Origin of the sequence: Pseudanabaena sp. SR411 (assembly GCF_002251945.1) — a bacterium.
GTDB lineage: Bacteria > Cyanobacteriota > Cyanobacteriia > Pseudanabaenales > Pseudanabaenaceae > Pseudanabaena.
In genome coordinates this window covers 1-22,854 of record NZ_NDHW01000086.1, presented here as the reverse complement: position 1 = coordinate 22,854, position 22,854 = coordinate 1, and the positions used below count along the sequence as shown (strand labels likewise).

General features: G+C 43.2%; 20 protein-coding genes. 5 read left to right on the top strand and 15 right to left on the bottom strand.

Features of this window, described 5'->3' with window-relative positions; translation table 11 throughout:
* Positions 1 to 58 precede the first annotated feature (58 nt).
* The 4 genes from B9G53_RS08380 to B9G53_RS08365 form a co-directional block, all read right to left on the bottom strand.
* Positions 59 to 1,213, bottom strand: coding sequence for an Hpt domain-containing protein (locus B9G53_RS08380; protein WP_094531115.1), 1,155 nt, complete (start codon positions 1,211 to 1,213; stop codon positions 59 to 61).
* 142 nt (positions 1,214 to 1,355) lie between these two features.
* Positions 1,356 to 1,946, bottom strand: coding sequence for a GUN4 domain-containing protein (locus B9G53_RS08375; protein WP_094531113.1), 591 nt, complete (start codon positions 1,944 to 1,946; stop codon positions 1,356 to 1,358).
* A gap of 216 nt (positions 1,947 to 2,162) precedes the next feature.
* Positions 2,163 to 4,118 carry a chloride channel protein gene (locus B9G53_RS08370; protein ID WP_094531111.1) on the bottom strand — a complete coding sequence of 652 codons (1,956 nt, stop codon included), beginning with the start codon at positions 4,116 to 4,118 and terminating at the stop codon, positions 2,163 to 2,165.
* Positions 4,119 to 4,221: 103 nt separating this feature from the next.
* A complete protein-coding gene (locus B9G53_RS08365; protein WP_094531109.1) occupies positions 4,222 to 6,546 on the bottom strand; it encodes a ribonuclease R family protein in 2,325 nt (774 codons plus the stop codon).
* A gap of 680 nt (positions 6,547 to 7,226) precedes the next feature.
* Here B9G53_RS08365 and B9G53_RS08360 point away from each other — a divergent pair.
* Positions 7,227 to 8,822: an iron uptake porin gene (locus tag B9G53_RS08360; protein WP_094531107.1), complete on the top strand. Its 1,596-nt coding sequence runs from the start codon at positions 7,227 to 7,229 to the stop codon at positions 8,820 to 8,822.
* Between the two features lie 245 nt (positions 8,823 to 9,067).
* Here the strand turns inward: B9G53_RS08360 and B9G53_RS08355 are convergent, their stop codons facing one another.
* Entirely contained in the window at positions 9,068 to 9,739 is a 672-nt protein-coding gene (locus B9G53_RS08355) for a HEAT repeat domain-containing protein (protein WP_094531142.1), read from the bottom strand.
* A gap of 15 nt (positions 9,740 to 9,754) precedes the next feature.
* Positions 9,755 to 9,997, bottom strand: coding sequence for a hypothetical protein (locus B9G53_RS08350; protein WP_094531105.1), 243 nt, complete (start codon positions 9,995 to 9,997; stop codon positions 9,755 to 9,757).
* A gap of 179 nt (positions 9,998 to 10,176) precedes the next feature.
* On the opposite strand from B9G53_RS08350, the gene B9G53_RS08345 reads away from it, so the two are divergent.
* Both B9G53_RS08345 and B9G53_RS08340 read left to right on the top strand, forming a co-directional pair.
* Positions 10,177 to 10,581, top strand: a complete 405-nt coding sequence (locus B9G53_RS08345) for a DUF3119 family protein (protein WP_094531103.1) — start codon at positions 10,177 to 10,179, stop codon at positions 10,579 to 10,581.
* A 138-nt stretch (positions 10,582 to 10,719) separates the two neighbouring features.
* On the top strand, positions 10,720 to 12,033 hold the full coding sequence (locus tag B9G53_RS08340; RefSeq protein WP_094531140.1) for an FGGY-family carbohydrate kinase: 1,314 nt from the start codon (positions 10,720 to 10,722) through the stop codon (positions 12,031 to 12,033).
* Positions 12,034 to 12,102: 69 nt separating this feature from the next.
* On the opposite strand, the gene B9G53_RS08335 is transcribed toward B9G53_RS08340, so the two are convergent.
* The 8 genes from B9G53_RS08335 to B9G53_RS08300 form a co-directional block, all read right to left on the bottom strand.
* Entirely contained in the window at positions 12,103 to 13,374 is a 1,272-nt protein-coding gene (locus tag B9G53_RS08335; protein WP_094531101.1) for a hypothetical protein, read from the bottom strand.
* Between the two features lie 109 nt (positions 13,375 to 13,483).
* The gene (locus B9G53_RS08330; protein WP_094531099.1) at positions 13,484 to 13,813 is read right to left on the bottom strand and encodes a Mo-dependent nitrogenase C-terminal domain-containing protein; all 330 of its coding nucleotides are present in this window, start codon (positions 13,811 to 13,813) and stop codon (positions 13,484 to 13,486) included.
* A 351-nt stretch (positions 13,814 to 14,164) separates the two neighbouring features.
* Positions 14,165 to 14,983, bottom strand: coding sequence for an acyl-ACP--UDP-N-acetylglucosamine O-acyltransferase (gene lpxA, locus B9G53_RS08325; protein WP_094531097.1), 819 nt, complete (start codon positions 14,981 to 14,983; stop codon positions 14,165 to 14,167).
* Positions 14,984 to 15,074: 91 nt separating this feature from the next.
* Positions 15,075 to 15,581, bottom strand: coding sequence for a 3-hydroxyacyl-ACP dehydratase FabZ (fabZ, locus tag B9G53_RS08320; RefSeq protein WP_094531095.1), 507 nt, complete (start codon positions 15,579 to 15,581; stop codon positions 15,075 to 15,077).
* Positions 15,582 to 15,620: 39 nt separating this feature from the next.
* On the bottom strand, positions 15,621 to 16,448 hold the full coding sequence (gene lpxC / locus B9G53_RS08315; protein ID WP_094531093.1) for a UDP-3-O-acyl-N-acetylglucosamine deacetylase: 828 nt from the start codon (positions 16,446 to 16,448) through the stop codon (positions 15,621 to 15,623).
* A gap of 2 nt (positions 16,449 to 16,450) precedes the next feature.
* Positions 16,451 to 18,490: a BamA/TamA family outer membrane protein gene (locus tag B9G53_RS08310; protein ID WP_094531091.1), complete on the bottom strand. Its 2,040-nt coding sequence runs from the start codon at positions 18,488 to 18,490 to the stop codon at positions 16,451 to 16,453.
* A gap of 236 nt (positions 18,491 to 18,726) precedes the next feature.
* Positions 18,727 to 19,452: a phosphoribosylaminoimidazolesuccinocarboxamide synthase gene (gene purC / locus B9G53_RS08305; RefSeq protein ID WP_094531089.1), complete on the bottom strand. Its 726-nt coding sequence runs from the start codon at positions 19,450 to 19,452 to the stop codon at positions 18,727 to 18,729.
* A 161-nt stretch (positions 19,453 to 19,613) separates the two neighbouring features.
* Positions 19,614 to 20,966: an anthranilate synthase component I gene (locus B9G53_RS08300; protein ID WP_094531087.1), complete on the bottom strand. Its 1,353-nt coding sequence runs from the start codon at positions 20,964 to 20,966 to the stop codon at positions 19,614 to 19,616.
* An 84-nt stretch (positions 20,967 to 21,050) separates the two neighbouring features.
* Between B9G53_RS08300 and B9G53_RS08295 the strand changes: the two genes are divergently transcribed.
* The gene (locus B9G53_RS08295; protein WP_094531085.1) at positions 21,051 to 21,236 is read left to right on the top strand and encodes a hypothetical protein; all 186 of its coding nucleotides are present in this window, start codon (positions 21,051 to 21,053) and stop codon (positions 21,234 to 21,236) included.
* Between the two features lie 21 nt (positions 21,237 to 21,257).
* Here B9G53_RS08295 and B9G53_RS08290 read toward each other — a convergent pair whose 3' ends face one another.
* A complete protein-coding gene (locus tag B9G53_RS08290; protein WP_094531083.1) occupies positions 21,258 to 21,596 on the bottom strand; it encodes a rhodanese-like domain-containing protein in 339 nt (112 codons plus the stop codon).
* Between the two features lie 177 nt (positions 21,597 to 21,773).
* Here B9G53_RS08290 and B9G53_RS08285 point away from each other — a divergent pair, with 177 nt between their 5' ends.
* Positions 21,774 to 22,241: a tetratricopeptide repeat protein gene (locus B9G53_RS08285; protein ID WP_094531081.1), complete on the top strand. Its 468-nt coding sequence runs from the start codon at positions 21,774 to 21,776 to the stop codon at positions 22,239 to 22,241.
* Positions 22,242 to 22,854: the final 613 nt, after the last annotated feature.

The window sequence follows — 22,854 nt, the reverse complement described above, 5'->3', positions numbered from 1 at the left end:
GTAAAATTTTGTCATGAGAATGGGCGGCGCAAAATGCCGCCCATTCTCACTACGATAATTAATTGATATTACAGCTAGCAATCTTCGCTAAGAGAGCAGCATACTGCGCCTGAAACTCTTTGGCTTTAGAATCCTTGGACTGATGCCATGATGCTAGCCAAAGCGGTGTGGGGAAATGTCCATCAGGAGTAGTTTGAGGAGAAGTGGCATTGGAGGCGATCCAAGTTCCGTTTTGTCGCCACCCAACGCAATCGCTAAAGACTTGCCAACCTTTCATCGCTTTATCTTCTTCGATCACCGCACCAAAAATCTTACTCACTTCATCGGCTGAAGTATTCTCCGAAGCAATATTAGCCGCTTTAGTAGTCTGTGAGGAAGCCATTTTAGGTGCTGAGGACTTGCTTGTCACATTAGCGGGAAGCAACTGCAATAACTGCGGTGATGCTTTAATTTGATCAGCTTTTTGCGCTAAAACTTGTTCCTGAGATTGTTTGATTTCCTTGATAAGAATTGGTGCGAGGGTGCGAAATTGATTATTAGGATTTGATACGGCGATGTTTACCGATTCCATCAACACTGACCAAGGTACTAGACCAAAGCGATCGCCGATTTGCTGTAGCTGATTACAAATTGCCGCTAGATTTTGACGACTGCGAGGACTATCAGGCTGCTTAAATAACTCCAGCATATTTCGCAACTTGAGCGGGACTTCCGATTGAAATGCGGTCAACATTCCCCTTGTATCAATCTTGGGATCTCCTACCACCGCAGTGGCTTCGGTATCTTTACCTGAGATCAAATTTTGTAGATGATTTTTGAGATTCGCAAAGATTTGATCAGAACCAGCCATAACTGTATCTACAGCATCTTTAGTCAGACCATAAGGACTTTGCAAATGTTCGACAAGTTCTTGTAATTTATCAAAAGCTTGTAAAAAAAGTGTCTGTAAATCTTGATCGACTTGAAAATTAGTATTCTCTCGCATAACTTTAAAATAGTCTTCAAAGTTATGGGCAACATGTTGAATGCTACTAAATCCCAGCATGGCTGCTCCCCCCTTAATTGAGTGGGCTGCTCGGAATATTTCATTTACCGCTTCAGAGTTACCCATCAGTGATTGCAAATTGAGCAGCCCTGATTCAATTGTTTGGAGATGTTCTTTTGCCTCCTCAATGAAATAGCCTGTAATCTGCTTTTGCTTATCCTGATCCATGACACTAACCCCTTATGATTTGCCTTGTGAATTGATGGTGAAGTTGCTAAGTACCTGTATAAATTACCCAAACCTTTAGATTTGTAGCTCTGCGGGGCTAAACTTTACGGGTTTGAATTTGTAATTAATTACGTCCATACACTTACCCCAGAATTGATGACATATAGATCTGATTTTGAGCGCTGAATCCATAGCGACCCTGACTATACTGCCGCCACAGGTTATCAATGATTTGCAAGTCGTCACAGGAAATTTGCTTGATTTCCTCGGCTGTCAATACCGAACCAAGATTTTTACGCGCAGCCTGACACATCACATTCCATGTTTCTTGATTGGCTTCTTGCCATTTACCACTGGATAGCAAAGCTCTTAACTTAGTATAGTCAACGCCTGTGCTAGAAGTGAGTGATTGTAATTGAGTAGATGGCTCAGTATTGGCGATCGCTAATCCTTTTTGGGGACGACGAAACCGTAAAGTCATGGCTCCATTGCTTTGACCATCACCCAATAAAATTGCTTCGCCTGTATCTGTGAGTTTGATCGAAATCTCGACCTCATCAAGTGCTAACCCATTGGCATGACTTGGCGCATTGTCCGTAGCGAGTTGCTGCACCAAGCTAGCAAGTCTTTGAATGCTGTCTTTAATCTTGGTGGTGCTGATCGATTTAATCGACTCGCCCTTGGCGCGATCGCCATTTCCCATAAATTCAATTAGTATTTCTTCGCTATCCATGACATCCTTGTTTGGGCTAATTGCCAGATATTTAAGACAATCTCTGCGTAAATTTTAAGAGGAAATCGCCTCAAAGCTATGAATATCTGACTCTCTGTTTAAGTTATTGGTTGAAATGCTAAGTATCTGGACATAATTAAAACCCAGGGTCATAACCTGTGGCAAACGCTGCGCGTGCGCCACAGGTTATGAGAGGTTATATGTAATTGAGCCTAGCTACTTATCTAAAGTGTTACTTAGAGAATTATTTAAATTACTTAAATTATTGTCTTTATCGTTGCTCTTGTCATTAGCACTATTGCTCGGAATATTACTAGAACCATTACTAGCAATGTTAGTTATAGCTGTATAAGTATTATTCGCAATAGGTACAGTCGATTTAGTCGCTGTAATTCTAGCAGTAATCGCTCGTTTTGTTAGTGCTGTATTATAGGCTGTGGTAATCGCCAGCCGATCCACCATTCCAATTACCCGCTTGGGTTGGTGGCGATCAACCACAGGCATCTGGCGTAAGTCCCTAGTTGCCATGCGTTTTAGAGCTTCAGCAAGAGACTCATCGGCAAAGGTACAGATTACTTCCTTGGTGCAAATATTCTGTACAGTCATGTCCTCAAGGGGGCGATCAGTTGCAGGTGCGGATAGCAATCGTTTCAGATCTTGTGTAGTCAGAATTCCTTGCAAGTGGTTGATCTCATCTAATACTAAAGCGCTATGGTGATAGCCACTGGTGATAAATTGGGCGGCTTGCATCAAGGGCATTGAATATTTGACCGAAGCGGGATTGAGGGTCATGACTTCGGCAATCTTGATTTTTTCAAGGACTTCGATATCAGCGGGCAGACCAGACCATTGCATGATCATCCGATCTGCGGATTTTGATGAATCAATTTGGTCAAGTACCCATGCACAGAGTCCTACGGCTGCCATCAATGGTAAGACGATGCGGTAGTCGCGAGTCATTTCAAAGAGCAGCAATACTGATGTTAAGGGGGCGCGAACGGTTCCTGCTAAAACTGCAGCCATTCCGACGAGGGCATAGGCGGGAGAAGCGGCGATCGGGATTGAAGTAGGTAAAAAACTGGCGATCGCCTGACCATACAAACTACCCAACACGGCTCCCAAGAAAATTGAAGGTGCAAAAATCCCCCCAACAAAGCCACTCGCAGAACTAATCGCCGTTAATAAAAGTTTAACTACCAACAAAATCGCTAGCAGTGGAATCGTAAACGGTGTATCTTGCAAGATCGATTCCACAGTTTCGTAACCAATCCCAATTACTTCAGGAAAAGTTAAGGCAATCAGACCGACACATAGTCCACCAATCAGTAATTTGATTGGCATTGATAGCTTTTGCATAAATGGGGCGATCGCCCATTCTCCAGCAAAAAATTTCTTCGCTTGTTTAATTGCGCGAGTAAACATTAGGGCGACAACACTAGCCAGTACCCCTAATCCAAGGTATAGAGGCAATTCCCAGTAGCTGCGTACTTCGTAGACAGGTAGGCTAAAAGCTGGACGTTCGCCCAGACTAATCTGGGAAACTAACGCCGAAATGACCGAGGCAATAACGACAACGCTAACATCGGAGTTAGGGCTAGATTTATCAGTGCGATAGGAATCACGTAGTAAGACTTCAAGGGCAAAAAATACACCAGCGATCGGTGCATTAAATCCTGCGGCTAACCCTGCCGCTCCCCCTGCTCCAATTAGTAGCCGAATGCGTTCGCTGGAAAATTGCAGCATTTGACCCAGCAAAGAGCCAATATTGCTACCTAGCTCCACACTTGGACCCTCAGGTCCAAGAGATGCGCCTGCGCCTAGAGAAAGTGCGGCCGCCACAGTTTTTAGGGGGACTTGCGAATAGGAAAGCCCTAGCTCTCGGTTAGAAGTCCTCGCTTCTGCTTGATCTAATTTATCTAATTTGAAGCGTACAAGGCTGACAACTAGCGCTCCAATCATCGGAATCAAGATGATCGCCCAATGCCACTGGGAACTGAGAAATACAGCTACCTTATGCCAATAGAATTCTTGGGTAAATAAGATCAGCTTACGAAATAGGGTTACCCCAGTGCCACTGATTAAGCCCACAGCGATCGCCGAAACAAGCATAACCGTCTCTGCAGATGGCTGAAGACGGTTTAGAACGGTCACCAATAGGCGGGAAAGCGACATGGTGGAGAACTCGTGGAAAAGAGTAATTGGGGCTAGAGTAATTCAGTGTTTAACCTAGGCGGAAGTAGAGAAATACTTCAGTCCAAGGGGATTATTTGGGAGATCATTCTAAATTTTCTGCATCGATATCTTCAGAAAACTCTAAAGGTTCCTCTGATTCTGCCCTCGTTCCTGATTCAGAATTAGACAAGTCACGATCGCCTTCAGAATTCACTACGGCAACTAAGTCGATTTGTTGGCGATAATAATCTACCCCTTTGACTTGTACTTCTACGCGATCGCCCAAACAATATTGGCGACCACTACGACGACCAACTAATAAAGTTGAAGCTCTCGCCCTACCTTTGCCATTGATCAATGGGAACTCATACCAGTCATCCTTAAGGGAACTGACATGAACTAGTCCTTCAACTAATAGAGATTCGATCTCTACAAAAAAGCCATAGGACTGAACGCTGGTGATGATGCCGTAGAAATTTCCGCCTGTGTGCGATCTCATAAATTCCGCTTTACGCAATCCATCCAGATCAGAAATAGAACGGTGATACAGAGCATCAGCTTGATTGAGTTTTGGTACAATCGCCTCCAAATCTTCAATTAACTGCCGCTCTGTTTCAGGTGGTAAAACACTCCAATTTACCTGACCATGGGCGCTAGAACTGCGAAGGTTGACCCCATCCTTAATCCTGATGCTGCGGCGATCGCGTCCTTCTTCAAATACAGTATGTAAAATGCGTTGGATTAGTAAATCGCCATAGTGATTTTGTGGAAATACACCATGCACATAGGGCTGCTCAATTAATCCCAATCCAAAGTGGAGTGATGGCGCAAGTACGTACTCATTAGTCTTAAACATAGACATCAGTAGATATTTGAGAATATCGCGAGTTGCGTCTTGTTCAAGCTGATTCACCTGTGCCAAAATCTGATGCAAATCCGCAATTTGAATCTGTTCAGGTGTTTCTAATTGAGCTGCAATTCCCATGCTCTCCAATAACTTCGTCCAGTCATCAACCTTACCTTGATCAGGAGGAATCTGTCGCAAATAAATACTTGGGATTGATAGAGACTGTAGATGCGAAGCGATCGCTTTATTTGCCAAGATCATTACTTCTGTAACCTTGCCAGAGATCTGCAAAGTTAAGGGAACTACCGTCAAGCCACGCACTCCCTCGTCCGCCTCTTGAGAAGGAATCTGTGGCAATACCAGTCTGATCGCATTAGATCGCTCTTGTAGTAAAGTTCCCACCTTGGCAATTAGATGGACTAACTCTTCTACTTCTGTATCAATTTCTTGGCTAGGAGCATCCTCATCAACTGCTACTTTCCCATCAAGAATTTGTTGCGCTCTCTGATAACTCAAGTTTGCTCGAACCAGTACTGCTGAAGGCTGAATCTCAAAAGAAAGCATATTTCCTTCGTGATCCAATTTAATCAACACCGACATTGTGAGATATTCGGGCTGATTAAATACATTCATCTCAGGTAACATCGGCAAAATGGTATCACCCAAGAAAAATGACCGTAGACGCTTCTGAGCTTCCAAATCCAAAGGTGAACCTGCCGTCACATAGGTCGCTACATCAGGAATATGTACTCCCAATTCCCAGCCAGTATCGACCTCTGCGATCGAAATTGCTGAGGCATTACCGATTCTGACGGTTAGGGTCTTGCGTAAATCAAGACGATGTTTGAGGTCAGCTTTTCGCACACCCCTAGGTAAACTTGCTGCGGCCGTCAAAGCCTTGGCACTAAATCTTCTGGGCAAATTATGTTTGCAACATACCAGATCAATATCATTAGTCGATTCGGCATCATCGCCCAAAATCTGCAAAATGCGTCCTAAAGGTAAGTGATTACCTAAGGAAAATCTCACCATTTCCAAATGTACGAGTTTGCCATTTGCCACACTGAGATCGGGAGTTTCCTCGTCTGGTATTAGCTCTACTTCAAACAATAGGCGATCATCTAGCGGTACGGCTCGATAACTATCATCCGTGAATTTCACGGTCGAAAGCAAAGTTGGATTTGATCGCTCAAGGATCAAACGGACTTCCCCTTCAGGCGATCGCCGCCGCACGCCATCTTTAGTCACCCGCACTAAAACGCGATCTCCATTCCAAGCATTACTTAAACGGCTCTCGCGCACGTAGATATCTTCAGCACCCTCGACATCTTGGATCGCAAAGCAAAAACCTTTACTTGAACAACGCAAACGACCTTCTACCAAACCTTCTTCTTGGATGCGGCGGTATCGTCCTTTGTCTTTTTCAAGAATACCGATTTTTTCAAGCGCATCGAGGGCAACTTGGAGCCGACGAACACTTTTGTTGTCATCACCGATCCCAAGTTTTTTTTCGATCGCTTTGGGCGTAACTAGCTTGTCATCAGAGAAATTGTCTAACAGTTGATTAATCGAGAATTCCATGAGGCGAAGGTCGAGCGATTGTTTAAGGTGAGCAAATTAGAGCAAACAAGGGATAACAACAAAGTAAAGAGCTACTTACAAACACAAACTAGAAGCAAACATCAACATCGCAAATCAACGACAGTCAAGATTTCGACGATTAGTACAGACAAATAACTTCGATAGATTCGACTTATCAAAACGAAACTGTGGAAGTTAATCTATCTTCTTAGAGACGATCTTGATAGCTCTGCGATGGCATTATAGACTCAATGCAGGATAAAAATATGGATCGAAACGCATATCTACCTATCCCGAATGGCATTTCCCTAAGAAACTTTGATTATTTCTGTAGGGGGGTAGCTCTAGCTTTTTTCCATGCTTGTAGGGCTTAGGTAACTTGCAAAATTTGCAAAGTTAGCTTGCATAGTGTTCCCCTGCTGATCCTATTTTAGCCCAATTGCTCCAGCAAATATTTTGGATCTTGACTTTAGTTTAGAAATTCTACTTTAGATTTCTTAGTGTATTGTTTTTTAGAGTTTTACTCATTTAGTTTTTATGTTTGTTGCGATCGCACTATAGCTTTTGAGCATAAATACTATAGTCAATGTATTGGGCAACACTTAACTTTGTGCTGCTATTGTTGCTACATTATTAACATACAGATATTTAAGCTGTTATGTTGTGAGGAATAGTAACAAATGTCTAAGTTTTCCATAAAAAACTACAGCGTAGTAATTTCTGCTGCTGTTGCTGCATCTGCTTTGATTAGCGGTTCTGCTAATGCTCAAGCTTCTCAAGAATCTGAAGTAATCCGCTCCGTAACTACTGACAGCTTGGTTCGTCCCAGTGCTGTTGCTCAAAATGTAACTTCAGTATCTCAACTTAGCGATGTCCGCCCCACTGACTGGGCTTTCACCGCATTGCAATCCTTGGTAGAGCGCTACGGTTGTATCGCTGGCTATCCTGACAGCACTTTCCGTGGTAGACAAGCAACCAGCCGTTACGAATTTGCTGCTGGTTTGAATGCTTGCTTAGACAAGATCAACGAAATTATCTCCGCAGGTTTAGCTGATAAGGTCAGCAAAGAAGACCTCGCAACTTTGCAAAAGCTACAAGAAGAGTTTGCTGCTGAACTTGCAACTCTTCGTGGTCGTGTAGATGCTCTTGATGCTAAGACCGCTAAGCTCGAAGCTCAACAGTTCTCCACCACCACCAAGCTACGCGGCGAAGCAATTATGGCTCTTGCTGCTGCTTCTGATGGTACGACTACAACTGGTGTTGACAAAACCAATACAACCTTCAGCTATCGTGTTCGTCTGAACTTGGATACTAGTTTCACGGGCAAAGATCTGTTGAGAACTCGCTTAGAAGCAGCTAACAATCCTAACTTAAATGTACTTGGAGGTAACAACTCCACTCGCTTATCTTTTGATACCAACACAAGCAACTCATTTAATATTGGGCGTTTGTATTATAAATTTCCAGTTGGCGACAACATCACTGCTTACATTGCTCCAATTGGCGCTCCTGAAGATGTCATCAGCCCTCTAAATCCTCTGGAAAGCGACAGCCAAGGTACAATTTCTCGCTTTGGTCGTTTTAATCCTCTAATCCGTATTGCTTCTAGTAGTCGTGATAGTGGTTTAGCAGTTGCTGGTTTGACCTTTAAATTTAACAATCAAGCAGCTCTTGAACTGATGTATAGTGCTGCTAATGCTGGTACTCCTACTGGACAAGGTGGTGTAACTGGTAACGATACTAAGTTTGCTGCTCAGTTAGTTGCCAAGCCATCTGATGCATTTACTCTCGGTATTGGCTACGCCAATGCTTACACAGTTGGCAACACCTTAAGCTCTGGCTTAAACATCGACTCTTTGGGTGGCGCTGCTGGTGTTACAGGTATCAAGACTAATACTGTCGTCGGTAGCTTGGTTTGGGACATCACTAAGAAGTTCACCTTCAATACATGGGGATCTTGGTCTTTTGCTGAAGCAACTGGTATAAATTCTTCGACCACCTTCACCACTTGGTTAGCATCTATATCTGGTAAGGATTTGTTTACGGAAGGCGATCTTGCTGCTCTTTCCTTCGGTCAGCCTCTACTGAGAACTAGTATTGGTGGTCTTGCCCAAGGTAGTGCTGATACCCCTTATCACTTGGAAGCTTTCTACCGCTTCCGTGTTTCTAAGAATATCAGCATCACTCCTGGTGTATTCTTTGTATTCAACCAAGGTAGCAACAATGCTAACGGGACTGCAACAGTTGGCGTAATTCGTACCACTTTCTCCTTCTAGGATTTGGTTAATTAAACTCTAAAAAAGCGAGGTGTTTACGCCTCGCTTTTTTTGCTGATCATAAATAAAGTCTGAATCACGGATTAAACGGATTATTTGATTTCACGGATTTAATCTGCTAAAAATTAAGCAGTGAGCCAAGCCCTCTGCTTAATTTTTAGGCTTTAATGTTTGGATGTCGATTAGTCTTTAAAAATTTGTGTCATCCTTAAATCCGTCTAATCTGTAATTCAGACCTTTTCGCGTCATGCTAGAAATGATCGCGTGGCTTCAGAAACTTGGGGCATTGGATCGTTGACAAGTTTCTCCAGAGCTGCTTTAGCTTCAGAACCGCCAAGTTGGGCGAGAGACTGGGCAACTCGATGTCGGATTTGCCAATCAGGATCTTCGACAAGGGGCAACAGAAGTGCTACCGATGCGGGATTGCCTAAATCACCGAGAGAACCGATCGCCGCAATTTTGACTAGTTCATTAGGACTTTGTAATGCTTCAGTTAGTAAATCAAAGCCTTGAGGGTCGCCTAGCTCACCGATCGCGGCAATTATACTAAATTGAAACATCCAGTCATTAGTGGACTCGTAGGCTGTTTTAAGTAAATCAAAGGCTTGGGTAAGTTGTAGGGAACCAAGCGAAGCAGCGGCGGCGGCTCGCACATCAATTTCAGGATCGAGCGATAGGCGATCGCTTAAAATTTCTAAGGATTTTTCTAAATCAACCGTGCCGACTGTGCCAAGTTGACTGACGGCATCATAACGAATACGTGCATAGGAATCGATCGCCGCGATCGATAGTAAAGTAAATCTCTCAGAAATGGCAAGAGAGCGACTAGCATGAAGGGCTTTCATCCGAATACCCATATCATCTGTAGCTAGTTGCTCTCTTAATGTTTCAAACTGAGTTTCTAATGTTTCGCTCACAAGAAAATCTCGCAATTAATACGCTAACGTTTCTAGTGTCTCACGTAAGTAGCTACGAACGAGATCATCAAGAACGCTTTCTTGTACCACTAAAACATCTTTGGGATCGCCCTTGGGATCAACATTTCGAGATCGCTGCCACTTATCAAATCCTGAACTGGTAGCGATCGCTTGTTTGAGATGACTCCAGACTTTAGGATCTTTGGCAGCTTCATGTAAAGGGAGAGCCAAGTCATTCGCTGTTGAGGATAAGTTCATAGACATTTCCTAAGCTTATATAGAGATTACCAGATGCGCTAAAAGCGTAATTAGTTAAGAATAAACCAACTAAAGAGCATAATTAGCTCAATAATATTTATCCTATCACTTCAATAAAGAAGCCATAGACCTAGAATTAAATGTATATCTATAGGTATAAATCAATCATTTAAATCATTATGACTACTTCAAATCCTTTTGTTGATCCAAATATTGCATCGCAGGCTACAGAACTAAATCCAAACTATGCAATACCTGTTGTACTTGTGTTGGCAGGAATACCACTTATTTGGGTTCAACCAATTGCTGCGGGTGTAGTTGCAATTTTTGGATTGTTTTTAGTTTATCAAGCAGCGACGATTCGGTTAGTATTTACCGCGACAGATTTAGAGGTTTATCGATCGCAAGAAAAGTTCCGTACTTTCCCCTATCAAGAGTGGCAAGATTGGAAGGTGTTTTGGTTTGCTTTCCCAATTTTGTTCTATTTCAAAGAAGTAAAAAGTATTCATTTCTTGCCAGTTTTATTTGACGCAAGAATGCTGAAAACTTGTTTAGAAAAAAATATTCCTTTGAAAAAGTCGTAGCAAGTAGGGAGGGCATTGCCCACCCTACTACTAATTAATACAGTCGTACAGAAACATTTGTAAAAGCGGCGCGAAGCGACACTTTTACAAATGTTTCTGGGTTTTAAGTCAGCGCAAAGCGATGTATTGGCAACTAGCATGAATTACTTTTTAGGTATTGATTTTGGGACTTCGGGCGTAAGGGCGATCGCCATTAATGCAAGTAACGAAATTGACGCAATCTCTCGCGCTGAATATGACATTCGTGATTGCGAAACATGGCAATTAGCGCTTTATGAAGTAATTGCTAGTTTGCCTCAGAAAATTAGGCAAACTACTAAAAAAATAGTTGTCGATGGCACTTCCTCTACTATTTTGATTTGCGATCGCAATGGTAAGGTCATCTCACCACCAATGATCTATAGCGATACCTGTGAGTCTGATGTTTTAGATCAAGTCAAAAAAATCGCCCCAGCAAAGCATTCAGTTTGTAGTGCAACTTCCAGTTTTGCTAAATTAATTTCATTCCTTGCCAGAGCAGAGATTCAAGATTCATTTACAAGCCAAGTGCGATCTCTTTATTTTTTGCATCAAGCTGATTGGCTGGGTTATTTACTCCATGGCAAATTGGGCGTGAGTGATTATCACAATGCGCTCAAGTTAGGATACGATCCTCTGCTTCTGCAATATCCTGATTGGTTACTGTCATGGTTACTCAATAATCCTGCGGTAGTTTTGCCTGAAGTTTTTGCACCAAGTAAAACTGTAGGGATGGTTAATAAGACGATCGCCTTAAAATTAAATTTGCCTTTAGATTGTGCGATTGGTGCGGGAACGACTGATAGTAATGCTGCATTTTTATCTAGTGTTGGTACGGCGACTCCTGCCATAGGGACAGCAGTGACATCTCTCGGTTCAACGATGGTGCTAAAAGTTTTAAGCGATCGCCAAATTAATGATCCCAGTTACGGGATCTATAGCCATCGGTTTGAGCATCCAGAATTAGGGTGTTTGTGGCTAGTTGGTGGGGCTTCCAATGTTGGTGGGGCTGTATTGCGACAATTTTTTACAGATTCAGAGTTGCAAGAGTTTAGCGATCGCATTGATCCACATATTGCTAGTTCATTGGATTACTATCCTCTAACCAAAATAGGCGATCGGTTTCCGATTAATGATCCTCATCTTGCGCCAAGACTAGAACCACGACCTGATGATTCCATTGAATTTTTGCATGGATTGCTCGAAAGTATGGCAAGAATTGAGGCAAAGGGCTATCAACTTTTGCAAGAATTAGGCGCTTCGCCGATTCAGCGAATTTATACCGCAGGGGGTGGCGCAAAAAATCAGGTGTGGACAAAAATACGCGATCGCCATTTACAGATCTTGATGCAACAGTCTCAGCAAACTGAAGCAGCCTATGGGGCTGCATTATACGCCGCAAGTAGAACTTACAACCCAAACTCAAATAAATGAAGGCGGCACTTCGTGCCGCCTTCATTTATTTGAGTTTGAGCAAAACTTTCATTGAGATAGTAGCAATTCTCAATTAAACCAAACTACAAATCCAAATAAATTACTACCGAAAGCGCTAACCATCGTATTCCAAACGTTCATATCGGTAACCTTTCCTTTTTCTAAATAGGGAGTAGCGGCTGTTCCTTGTACCCAAGACCCCAAATCAAAAGTGCGTGGCTCTGTAAAAATTCTGGCAAAATCAATGCTGAGCTTCTCATCACGCCAGAAAGGTAAATTCTTCTTGCCGTCAAGAATTGCGGTGATTTCATCAAGAGCGGCTAGCCAAGATTTCACCATTTCATCTGTAACCCGAACTTGAGGAATTGCAGAAGTCTGCTTAGGATTGGGAATCCATTCGCGATCGCTATCCGTTTCTGCCAAAATCGACTTCCATGACTCACGACTGAGACTAATTACTGATTTCATATGATTGAGAATAGTCGTCATCCGTTGTGGTTCCGCTAAAGGGAACTTAGCCAGATGGACTGCTGAAACTAAATCAAGAATCTCAAAGAAACTGGAACTATAGTCTTCAGGAGATTTTCTGCGCGTCGTGAGCAAAAATTTATGGGGCGTATCCACATCTTGAAAAAATAAGTGAGCGCAAGCAGCAAATAACTCGCGACTATCGTAAGCCCGCAAAAATTCACTGATCGCTCCTAAGACATGGGTATATCCCTGTAACCACAAAGCATCACCGCGATCAAAAGCGATTAAAAACTGTTGTGCTTCTTTTTGGGTAACGTTCGCACCAGTCACAGAATTAAAAATCTGCCATAACATTTCTTTGTCATCAGCTTTGCCATTGCCATCAAAATCTAAACGAATCAAGCCTAAACGTAGGGCAAGTTTGAGATTCTGATCTTTAATCGGTTCGAGTGTAGTCCGCACGGTAGCAAGATCATCAATCCAAGTCTGAAAAACCTGCTGGAGTCCGTCGTAAGTTAAAGTTTGTGGTTTGGGGTTTTGAGGTACTGGCAAGCGTAAAAAAGGGATCGATCCACTTACGGGATTTTGAATCAGTCCATAACGATAGAGCGACTGCATTAACCGTTCAGTACCACTCATAAATTGGATTACGCCCAACCCAAAGCGAGCTTTGTCATCTTGAGCATTATTTTTTAAATAGTCATTAAAAACTTTTTCGCCTTCAGCAAGCTTTCCTGTGGTGAGATAGGGGTCGGGTAATGGTGCGATCGCTGCATTACTCGGCTGTAAGGCGATCGCAGTAACCACAATCAAACAAGAAACCAAAATAGCGACCAGCGATCGCCATAGCCACTGTATTTTTTTTGGCATATGCAAATTCCTAAGCACAAAAAATAAATGATGCAAGCTTAGCTTACATCATTTATTTTTCGCATATAAAATTGAAACTAAAAGGTTGCTTGGCGACCTTTTAGTTGGCTTAACAATAAGCACTAATGTCTTCGCCACAGCGATCCGCTAAAAAGCAAAGGGCACGGAATCTAAGCCCGACTAGTTCATCGTATACAGGGTTGAGTTTACAAAGGGGTGGAATGTGGATGAGGGTGTGACCAAAGAATTTAATGGTGCGCTCAAAGGGACATTGAGCAGGAATTAGTTTAGCGATGCGATGGGCTGTTTTAGATTTGTGGATTTCAAAGTTATCGATGGTCTGACGTAACGGTTGTAGCAGATCAAAAGTTTTTTTGGATTGAGGTCTGCCGATATATGAGTTTTCCCCGCCAAATCCTGAGCTATTAATACTTGACATGTTCACCAAACGCTCTTTACAACAGAGTATGTAGATTTAAAGCATTTACGTTACTAATCTTAACATAACTACCTCAAATCTAGGTCAGAAAATACATTATTCATTCTTATGTATGAGATAGTTGATCCAAACAGAACGAATAGAGCTTTTTCTATGACATTAATAATTCATAGCTTACCCATTTGTCTGTATAGGCGATCGCTATAATCCCAAAGCATAAAATGGATTAGCCATTTTATGCTTTTAAAACCCTTGCTGGGTTTAGTTTCCAATCTTCATACAGCCATACTTGAGTTAGTTGTCCCAAAATAGGCATGGCGGCGCTTCGCGCCGCCATGCCTATTTTTTGTCTTAGACACGGCTGGGAATTGGTCCGCGTCGTTGAGAAATGGTGATCGAATCTTGTAAAAATTGGCGCAAATGTTGAACATGAGGGTTATCAACAAGGGTAACTAGTTTCTCAAGAGCTTCAACGAGAGTCAGATCTTGGTGATATAACAATCGAAATGCTGACTTCAAAGCTTGTTGAGTCTCTCCATCTAGTCCAGCCCGATCAATGCCAACTCGATTTAGGGTGCGTACCCGAGAAGGATTACCCTCTACGAGGGTATAAGGAGGTACATCTCGCTCAATCCGACTCATACCACCCACCATTGATAATCGTCCAATTCGCACAAACTGATGCACTCCTAGTACCCCGCTGATTCTGGCATGGGACTCGATATGGACATGTCCTGCCAGAGCCACGCCATTAGCAATAATTACGCGATCTTCGATTTCGCAATTATGCCCCACATGGACATAGGCCATCAGTAAATTGCCGTTGCCAACATGGGTAACTTCATCAGCTTCATTGGCGCGATTAATTGTGACGTACTCACGAATGCGGTTGTCATTACCGATTTTGACGAGGCTCTCAGCACCAGCATATTTCAAGTCTTGAGAATCCAAACCGATCGCCGCCCCTGGATAAATTTGGTTGCGATCGCCGATTTCAGTTCTCCCTTCGACAATGGCATGATGCCCAATGACAGTATGAGCGCCAATTTTCACCTGTTCACCGATGACAGCATAAGCTCCAACTTTGACAGTCGGATGGAGTTGGGCATCAGGATGCACTATGGCTGTCGGGTGAATAAATTCAGACACAGGCGCATGAGACACAGGCATAAAAAGTTTGGCTCGCTTGATACTAAGTTAGATCGCTTGATTTGCGATCGCTTGGATCGCCAGATCACAAATTAAAATTTGAAACTAGAGATTAAAGATTAACTAATGAAAACATCAATTCACCCTCACAGGCTAATTGACCATCAACTTCTGCACGTCCATGCATCTTACCAAAGCGCTTGCGTGCAACTAGTAGCTCGGTAGTAATAGTTAAGCGATCGCCCGGAACTACAGGACGGCGGAAGCGAACTTTATCGATACCAGCAAATAGTGAAAGTTGATTTTCCATCCCTGGTAAATGTCTTAGGACGATACCACCGACTTGAGCCATTGCCTCGACAATTAGTACACCAGGCATGATCGGTCTTTCAGGAAAATGACCTTGAAAGAATGGTTCATTAAAAGTGACATTTTTAATCCCTGTGGCAGATTTATTTGGCACAAAATCAATGATCCGATCAACTAGCAGAAATGGGTAGCGGTGAGGCAACAATTTCTGAATATCTTCGATCATTAAAATCTGATTAGTTACGCTATTGGTACTATCAGTATTGAGTTCAGCACTATTTATGGTGGGTTCTTCGGTCAAAGTTGACATATTAACTAATTTTGCATAGGAGGGAAATAAATTGTGGGGCTATAGCTTTTGAGCTAAGGCGATCGCAAATTCAGCATGAAGATTATGGCTAGCTTTATAGGCAAGAATATGCGCTCTCGGTAAGAATCCTAGCAAGCTTAGGTCACCAATAAGATCTAAAAGTTTATGACGACATGGTTCATCGGCAAAACGTAGAGGCGGATTGATCCAGCGCTCCGCATCGCAAACCAGCGCATTCTCTAGGCTTCCGCCCTTGATTAACCCTGCGGATCGAGCTTGGTCGATATATGCTGCAAGCGTAAAAGTTCTTGCTGGGGCTATTTCACTAGCAAATCTTTCGCTGAAGTTAGCGATCGCAGGTGACCAGCTAAACCACTGCTCACCGATCGCCTGAGTTGGGTATTCAATGCCATAGGTGAAGCGCAAAGTATCCGCAGGTATCGCCGTGACAAAGCTATCACCTTTGGAAACTGTAACTGCTTCGGGTAGAGGAATTAGGCGATCGCCTTGTACTTGAGTTGCTATCCCAACTTTAGCGATCGCTTCCACCCAAGGCAAAGCCGACCCATCAAGGATCGGCAATTCGGGGCGATCGAGTTCAATACAGGCATTATGCACACCCATGCCAAACAGAGCTGACAGCAAATGTTCGACCGTGCGAACACCTGTGCCATTTTGGCGCAGCTCCGTTGATAGCTGCGAAGCTGCAACTACGGTTGTGTCCGCAGGAATTTTTGCCTCACCATAGATGAAATAGCGACCTGAGTTGACGGGGGCAGGACTGACAGTCACAGAAACTTGCTCACCACTATGCAAACCAATCCCCGACAACGAAAATGGGGAGGCGATCGTCTGTTGGTAGAGCATGACTAGAATTTTTCTCCTAGACCAAAGCTAAACTGTGTACCGCCATTTGAGCCGATGCCATAGTCCACTCTGATGGAACCTAGCGGCGATTGTACCCGTACACCAATGCCATAACCTGCACCGTTACCTGGTTTGTTTCGCGCTCCTGCAGGATTGCCTGGTACTGCCGAAGCTGAGCCTAGATCAGTACCATAATCAAAGAACAAGACTCCGCCAACGATATTAAACACAGGGAAGCGATATTCTGCCGAGAAGATGCCAAAACTGCGACCGCTACCAATTTTGCCTTCATCCCAACCCCGAACTGAGTTGCTACCACCTAGTTGAAAGGCTTCGTAGGGTGGCAAAGTACCGATTACAGTCCCTGCTTGGATGTTGAAAGCAAGAGCCTGTGTACCTTCAGAGAAGTTCAAGAAATTAACGGGGATAAAGTAGCTGTAGCTAGCACGAACCCGATTTAAGAAAACTGAACCTAAACCAATGGGAATCGACTGCTCAGTCGCAATCCGAAATACAGAGCCAGAAGATGGCTTAATCGGATTATCGCGTTGATCGGTGGCATAGGCAAATTGCAGTAGTAGTAAATCATCTTGCCCAGTCCCGCTCGCGGAAAGAGGATTGCCCAATGAGTCAGTTGGTGATATCACATTACTGTTGCTGTTGGTGATGCTGACTCGTTCGTAGCGTAAGCCCAGTGAAGCCGTCGTGGCTGTGCCAAGAGGTCGTGAGAAACTAAAACCTGTACCAAGTCGGTTGATCCGAGGGCTAACGTTGTCAGGTCCAATACCAATTGGGGTATCAAAAATATAGCTGAACAAACTACGGTTAAAAATATTGGCAGTAAATGAAGTGCGATAGGGGTCACCCGCTAGCCAAGGATCAGTGAAGTTGAGGTCAAATAGTAATTCGCGTTCACCAACTTGAATGTCTAAACCGAGCTTTTGGTTATTACCGCCAAGGTTTTGTTGTTGAAAACTAACCGTACCAAATAAACCTGTGGATGAACTTAAACCTGCACCTGCGGCGATCGAGCCTGTGTTACGTTCTTTAACATTGACAGTCACGATTACTTTACGTGGATCGGTTCCTGGGGCAAGCCCAATGTTGAGATCTTCAAATAACCCAAGAGCAAAGACTTTTTGTAAATCTCCCTGAACCGTGTTTTTATTGAAGATTTCACCTTCTTTAATCGTCAACTCGCGGGTAATGATAAAGTCGCGAGTAGTACCACTGACTGGTTTGCCTTCATTGTCAACGGTTTTGCCGTCTTCATTGATAAAGGCAACTTTGATGTCTTCGATTACACCTTCAGATACAACGAGGTTAATATTTCCGTCGGGTGTAGCTTTGATATCAACAATTTGAGCTAAAACATAGCCTTTGTCTTGGTAGTATTTTTCAAGTTCTTTAACCCCTGCTTGAATATCTTTGAGATTAGTGACTTTGCCAATCTGTGAACCAAAGATGCGATCAATCACACCTTCTTCTAGTACTTGTGTGCCTTCAGTATTTACAGATTGGAGGACAGGATTTGGTAATACGAAGAAAGTTACGCGCACACCAATGTCGGTATCTTCTGGTTCCGCTTGAACATTGGAGAAAAAGCCTGTGGCAAACACAGCGTTGATATCAGACTGAAGCTGAGTACGAGTTACTGTCCGCCCAGGTTTTGTGGCGATCGCATCATAAATTCTTTGCTCAAGTTCAGGAGGTAAAGGAGGTTGCCCTTCTGGGGTTTTAATGGCAACTTCTCCCACGAGTACTTGAGTTTCAGTTGTAGTTGCTGGAGGCGGAGTGGTAGAAGGAAGGGTAAAAGTTGGTGATGTAGTGGGGGGGATTGGTGTAGTTGGTGGAACAGGCGTGCTTGGCTGAGCAGGCTCTTCCGTTACAGTGGAATCGGGTGTAGTGGGAGGAGTAGTGGGCTGCGGGGTTGGCGCTTGAGCAATCTCTTGCTTTGCAGGAGCAGCCTGTGCCAGCAGAGGACTTGTTAGTAACGTGCTGGATGCGGCAATGGCTGTGAATACGAGCAAGTTTATACGCATAAAGTCTTCCAAACACCTACAGAATATTTAAACAGAATACTGAACAGGAAACTATTGACGGACAAATATGAACAGAAAGTTTCTGAGAATAGTAATAAATAACTATAACTTTCAACACCCCTATATTGCTAGCAGTAATTAACTAAGAACTAAATTTTGTCATGTTGATATCCTATGTTAAAAATCATACCTACCTAAGTTGAAGCCATTTTTCGCAAATTTTCGCAAAATTGCTTTTAGGCGATCGCTGCTAAGACTCGTTTCATCACCTCTTGATAGGCTTCAGCAACATTGCCGAGATCTTGACGAAATCGATCTTTGTCCATAATACGAGCGGTGGGGTCTGCGATCGCCTTATCCCAGAGACGACAGGTATCGGGGCTGATTTCGTCGGCTAGCAGTAAATGCCCATTAGCATCTACTCCAATTTCCACCTTAAAATCAACGAGGATTAGATTGCAGCGCTCAAAAAAAGTTTGCAGATGGTGATTAATATCTAGAGCTAGTTGTTTGAGTTGAGCAACTTGTTCAGGTGTGGCGAGATCAAGCATGGATACATGGGCATCAGTAATTAGAGGATCGCCAAGGTCATCATTTTTATAGAAAAATTCGACTAAGGGCTGCTTGAGTGGTTGACCTTGTGCTAAACCAAGGCGTTTGCAAATACTACCTGCTGCAATATTCCGAACCACAACTTCGATAGGCAATATCTGGACGGCGGCAACTTGCATCTCATTAGGTGAAACTTGCTTAATGAAGTGGGTAGCAATACCTTGGGTTTCCAGATACTGAAAAATGTGTGAGGCGATCGCACAGTTCATTTCCCCCTTGTTAGCGATTGTGCCTTTTTTTAGAGCATTGAAAGCGGTTGCATCATCTTTGTAGCGCGACAGCAAAATTTGGGGATCATCTGTTGTAAACAGGATTTTGGCTTTGCCTTCGTAAAGCTTGGTTCCACTCATGGATAGATATATGGCGATAGTAGTTGCTTAAGTATTCTATAGGATCGCCAACCCCACAAGATATTTGGGGCGCAAAGCGCCCCAAATATCTTGTGGGGTTTAGGAACCAGATTTTTGATGAAGCGACTTAGCCGCTTCATCAAAAATTTACGGTGAACCCCTCAAGTTAAGCCTAGTGCATCCAGTTGAGCTTGGGCTTTTTGCAAAGATTCTTGCCATTCCCGATCGCCAATACTATCAGCGACAATGCCTGCGCCAACCTGTCCCCAGATATGATTGTCAGTCTTGAGTAAAGTGCGAATTAAAATATTCAGATCCATGTTGCCGCGCCTGTCAATATAGCCACAGGAGCCATAAAACAAACTGCGTCGCTGGGGTTCCAACTTTTCGACAATTTCCATACAGCGCACTTTGGGACAGCCCGTAATTGTCCCCCCTGGGAAAGTAGCCCGAATGAGATCGACCAACGTGCGATCGCGGCGTAATGTCCCCACCACATTGCTAACAAGGTGCATCACATGGCTGTAGCGCTCGATCGCTAATAGCTCATCGACCTTAACGCTGCCCCATTCACAAACTCGCCCAAGGTCGTTACGCTCTAGATCGACTAGCATAATGTGTTCGGCTTGCTCCTTAGTACAGCCTAGTAATTCACGCTCAAATTCGAGATCTTTCTGTTCAGTTTTGCCGCGTGGTCTTGTACCTGCGATCGGACGAGTTTCGGCATGGCGATCGCGTAAGCTAACTAGACGCTCAGGCGAGACGCTAATTACCTCTCCCCAAGTTGTGCGCCAATAGCTTGCAAAGGGTGATGGATTAATCTTTTGCAAATGGCGGTATAGTTGCCACCCATCCGAGATCCAAGGATAGCCAAACCGCATCGAGAGATTTGTCTGAAAAATATCGCCAGCATAAATATGCTGTTTCGCTTTTTCCACCATGGCTTCATAGCCTTGTCTCTCTGGCAAATAAGTTGGAGTAGCTTGTATATTGCGATCTTTACAGAGATGGACAATGGGCTTAAGCCCATTGTTTTCTGCACTGCTAAGGCGATCGCTTAATTCGGTTAATTCAAGGCGATCACTAGCGGCTAGCCATACTGTTTGAGTTTGATGGTCAATCACCGCAAAACTAGATGGTTCATACCAAAAGGCTACGGGAAAAGGCAAAGTATCAGGCTTGGTATAGGGCAAGCGTTCAATTTCCCAAGCGAGGTCATAGCCTAACCATCCTAAATATCCCCCTGTAAATGGCAAATGCTCGGGTAAATCAGAATGAGAATTTTGCATCCGCAATCGCAATTTTTCCAAACATGGCAAAATTTCACCAACTTCAGGAGTCCAAAATTGTCGTGGTTTCCCTGCGGCGATCGAATATTTTGCTAGTTTTGAAGAAACTGTGGCTGGACTTTCCAGTAGAACTGCAATCGGTTCGTTAGCATAGAGCGATTCCCATAGATCTGCACCTGTCATATTTGTAGGTAGCGATCTCTGAAGCCACAACCAATCGGTCATAGATAGATTACGTAAGAAGGTATGGTTTTATTATAGAGATGTGGCGCGAAGCGCCGCCTCTCTTTAATTTAAAAGCAAAAACCTATGAATCGCACCTTATTTATTGGGATTCTTGTCGTAATTGGGTTAATGGTATTGGCTAGTTCATTACCGAATAAGTTCTATGGCGCTAGCGATCGCAAGTTCATCATCATCACAATTATCACCTGTATCGTTTCGGCGATCGGCTTAGCAGTATTTTTCAGCATTCCTTTTTTGACCGCAAACTAAAAAATTTGCGAAGCAAATTTTTTAGTACTTTGCCATGCTTGGCTCAACCGCATAGGCATAGGCATCAATACCGCCACCAATATTTTTGACATTAGTAAAACCTTGATTGATTAGCCATTGACACATTTGCGCCGATCGCATCCCATGATGGCAAAGCACTAATGTTTCCGCGTGGGGATCAAATTTTTCCTTAAAATCTACTGACCATTCTCCATATTCACTGAGAGGCAAGATTGTAAAATCAGCGATCGCAGCAATCTCCACCTCATCACGTTCCCGCACATCGATCAGTTGTAAATCTTGGCGATCTCCAGCCAAACGTTCGGCTAGCTCTTGGACAGTAATTTGTATGATAGACATACGTGCAAAATATCTCTTAGGTATGAGTTAAAAAACTAACACAAGTCCCGCTTTTAGTTCAAACTTTAGATTATTGCACTTTGCCATCGCAACAAACCCAAATAGTTTTTTAAGAACCTTGCTTTGCAAGGTTCTTAAAAAACTATTTGAGTACTATAAATTTATTTGTCTAGACTAATGAGCCAGCCCATCGAAGAATTGTTGAGAGACCTCAAAAGTGAAGATGAGGAGATACGCGATCGCGCTACACAGGGGCTTTGGGAAATGTGGTTTATGCAAAAAGGGATGCAGGGCTTGCAAGTTTTGCGACAGAGCCAAATGATGGCTGATAGCGGTAATGTTAGACAGGCGGAGCTGATGCTTACGCAATTAATTCATGCTCAGCCAGACTTTGTCGAAGCATGGAATCGGCGGGCGGTTTTGTTTTATATGCAAGGGGATTACAAGCGTTCCATCAAGGATTGCCAAAAGGCGATCGCCCTTAATCCTTATCATTTTGGGGCAGTTCACGGTTTGGGTTTGTGCTATGCGGCGATCGGTAATTACCACGAAGCGATCGCTACTTTTCGCAGAGCGCTAGAGATTCAACCCTACTCGCTCACCAACCAAAAACTAATTCTCGAATGTACGGCTATGTTGAACTAAGTACTTAAATCGCGATCTCAATCACTGAACTACAAAACTGCATCACCTCTTCAATCCTAGAACTAAGAAATACTAAATTCATCAGTTTAAAGGTGCAAGGTAATGTCAGTAACAACTTTTGGCGGATGTATCTTCAAGTTCTATGCAGTAGCGATCAGTATTTTAGTTTTGGCAAATGCAATCTCGACACTCTAAATGCACCATTTAAAAGTTTTTCAAATCTTCCTACATAGCAAAAAAAAATTAGCTAGTACAAATCAAAAAAACAGAATGCGAGTGGCGACAGCTATAACTATCAAAGCCCAATCCCAAAATTTAATTTCTTGGTTGTCCAGTGATTACTTTATCTCATCTAAGACGGATATGGGTAGAGCTATAGCGAAGCGGCAGTATTTCTACTTAATTCATATTGTCTAGTATTAGTGTCGTATAAATACTTTGCAAGGTATAGAAATGCTTCTATACTTAGACAGAAGGGATATCACAAAAAATTAGGTAATATTAAGTCAATAGCCAGTCACACCTCCTCGTGACTGGCTTTACTAATTTACTGGAGTTTAGACTAAAAAAGGTAAGAAAGGCAGAGTAAAAGAGATACAAACTGCCTAAAGTA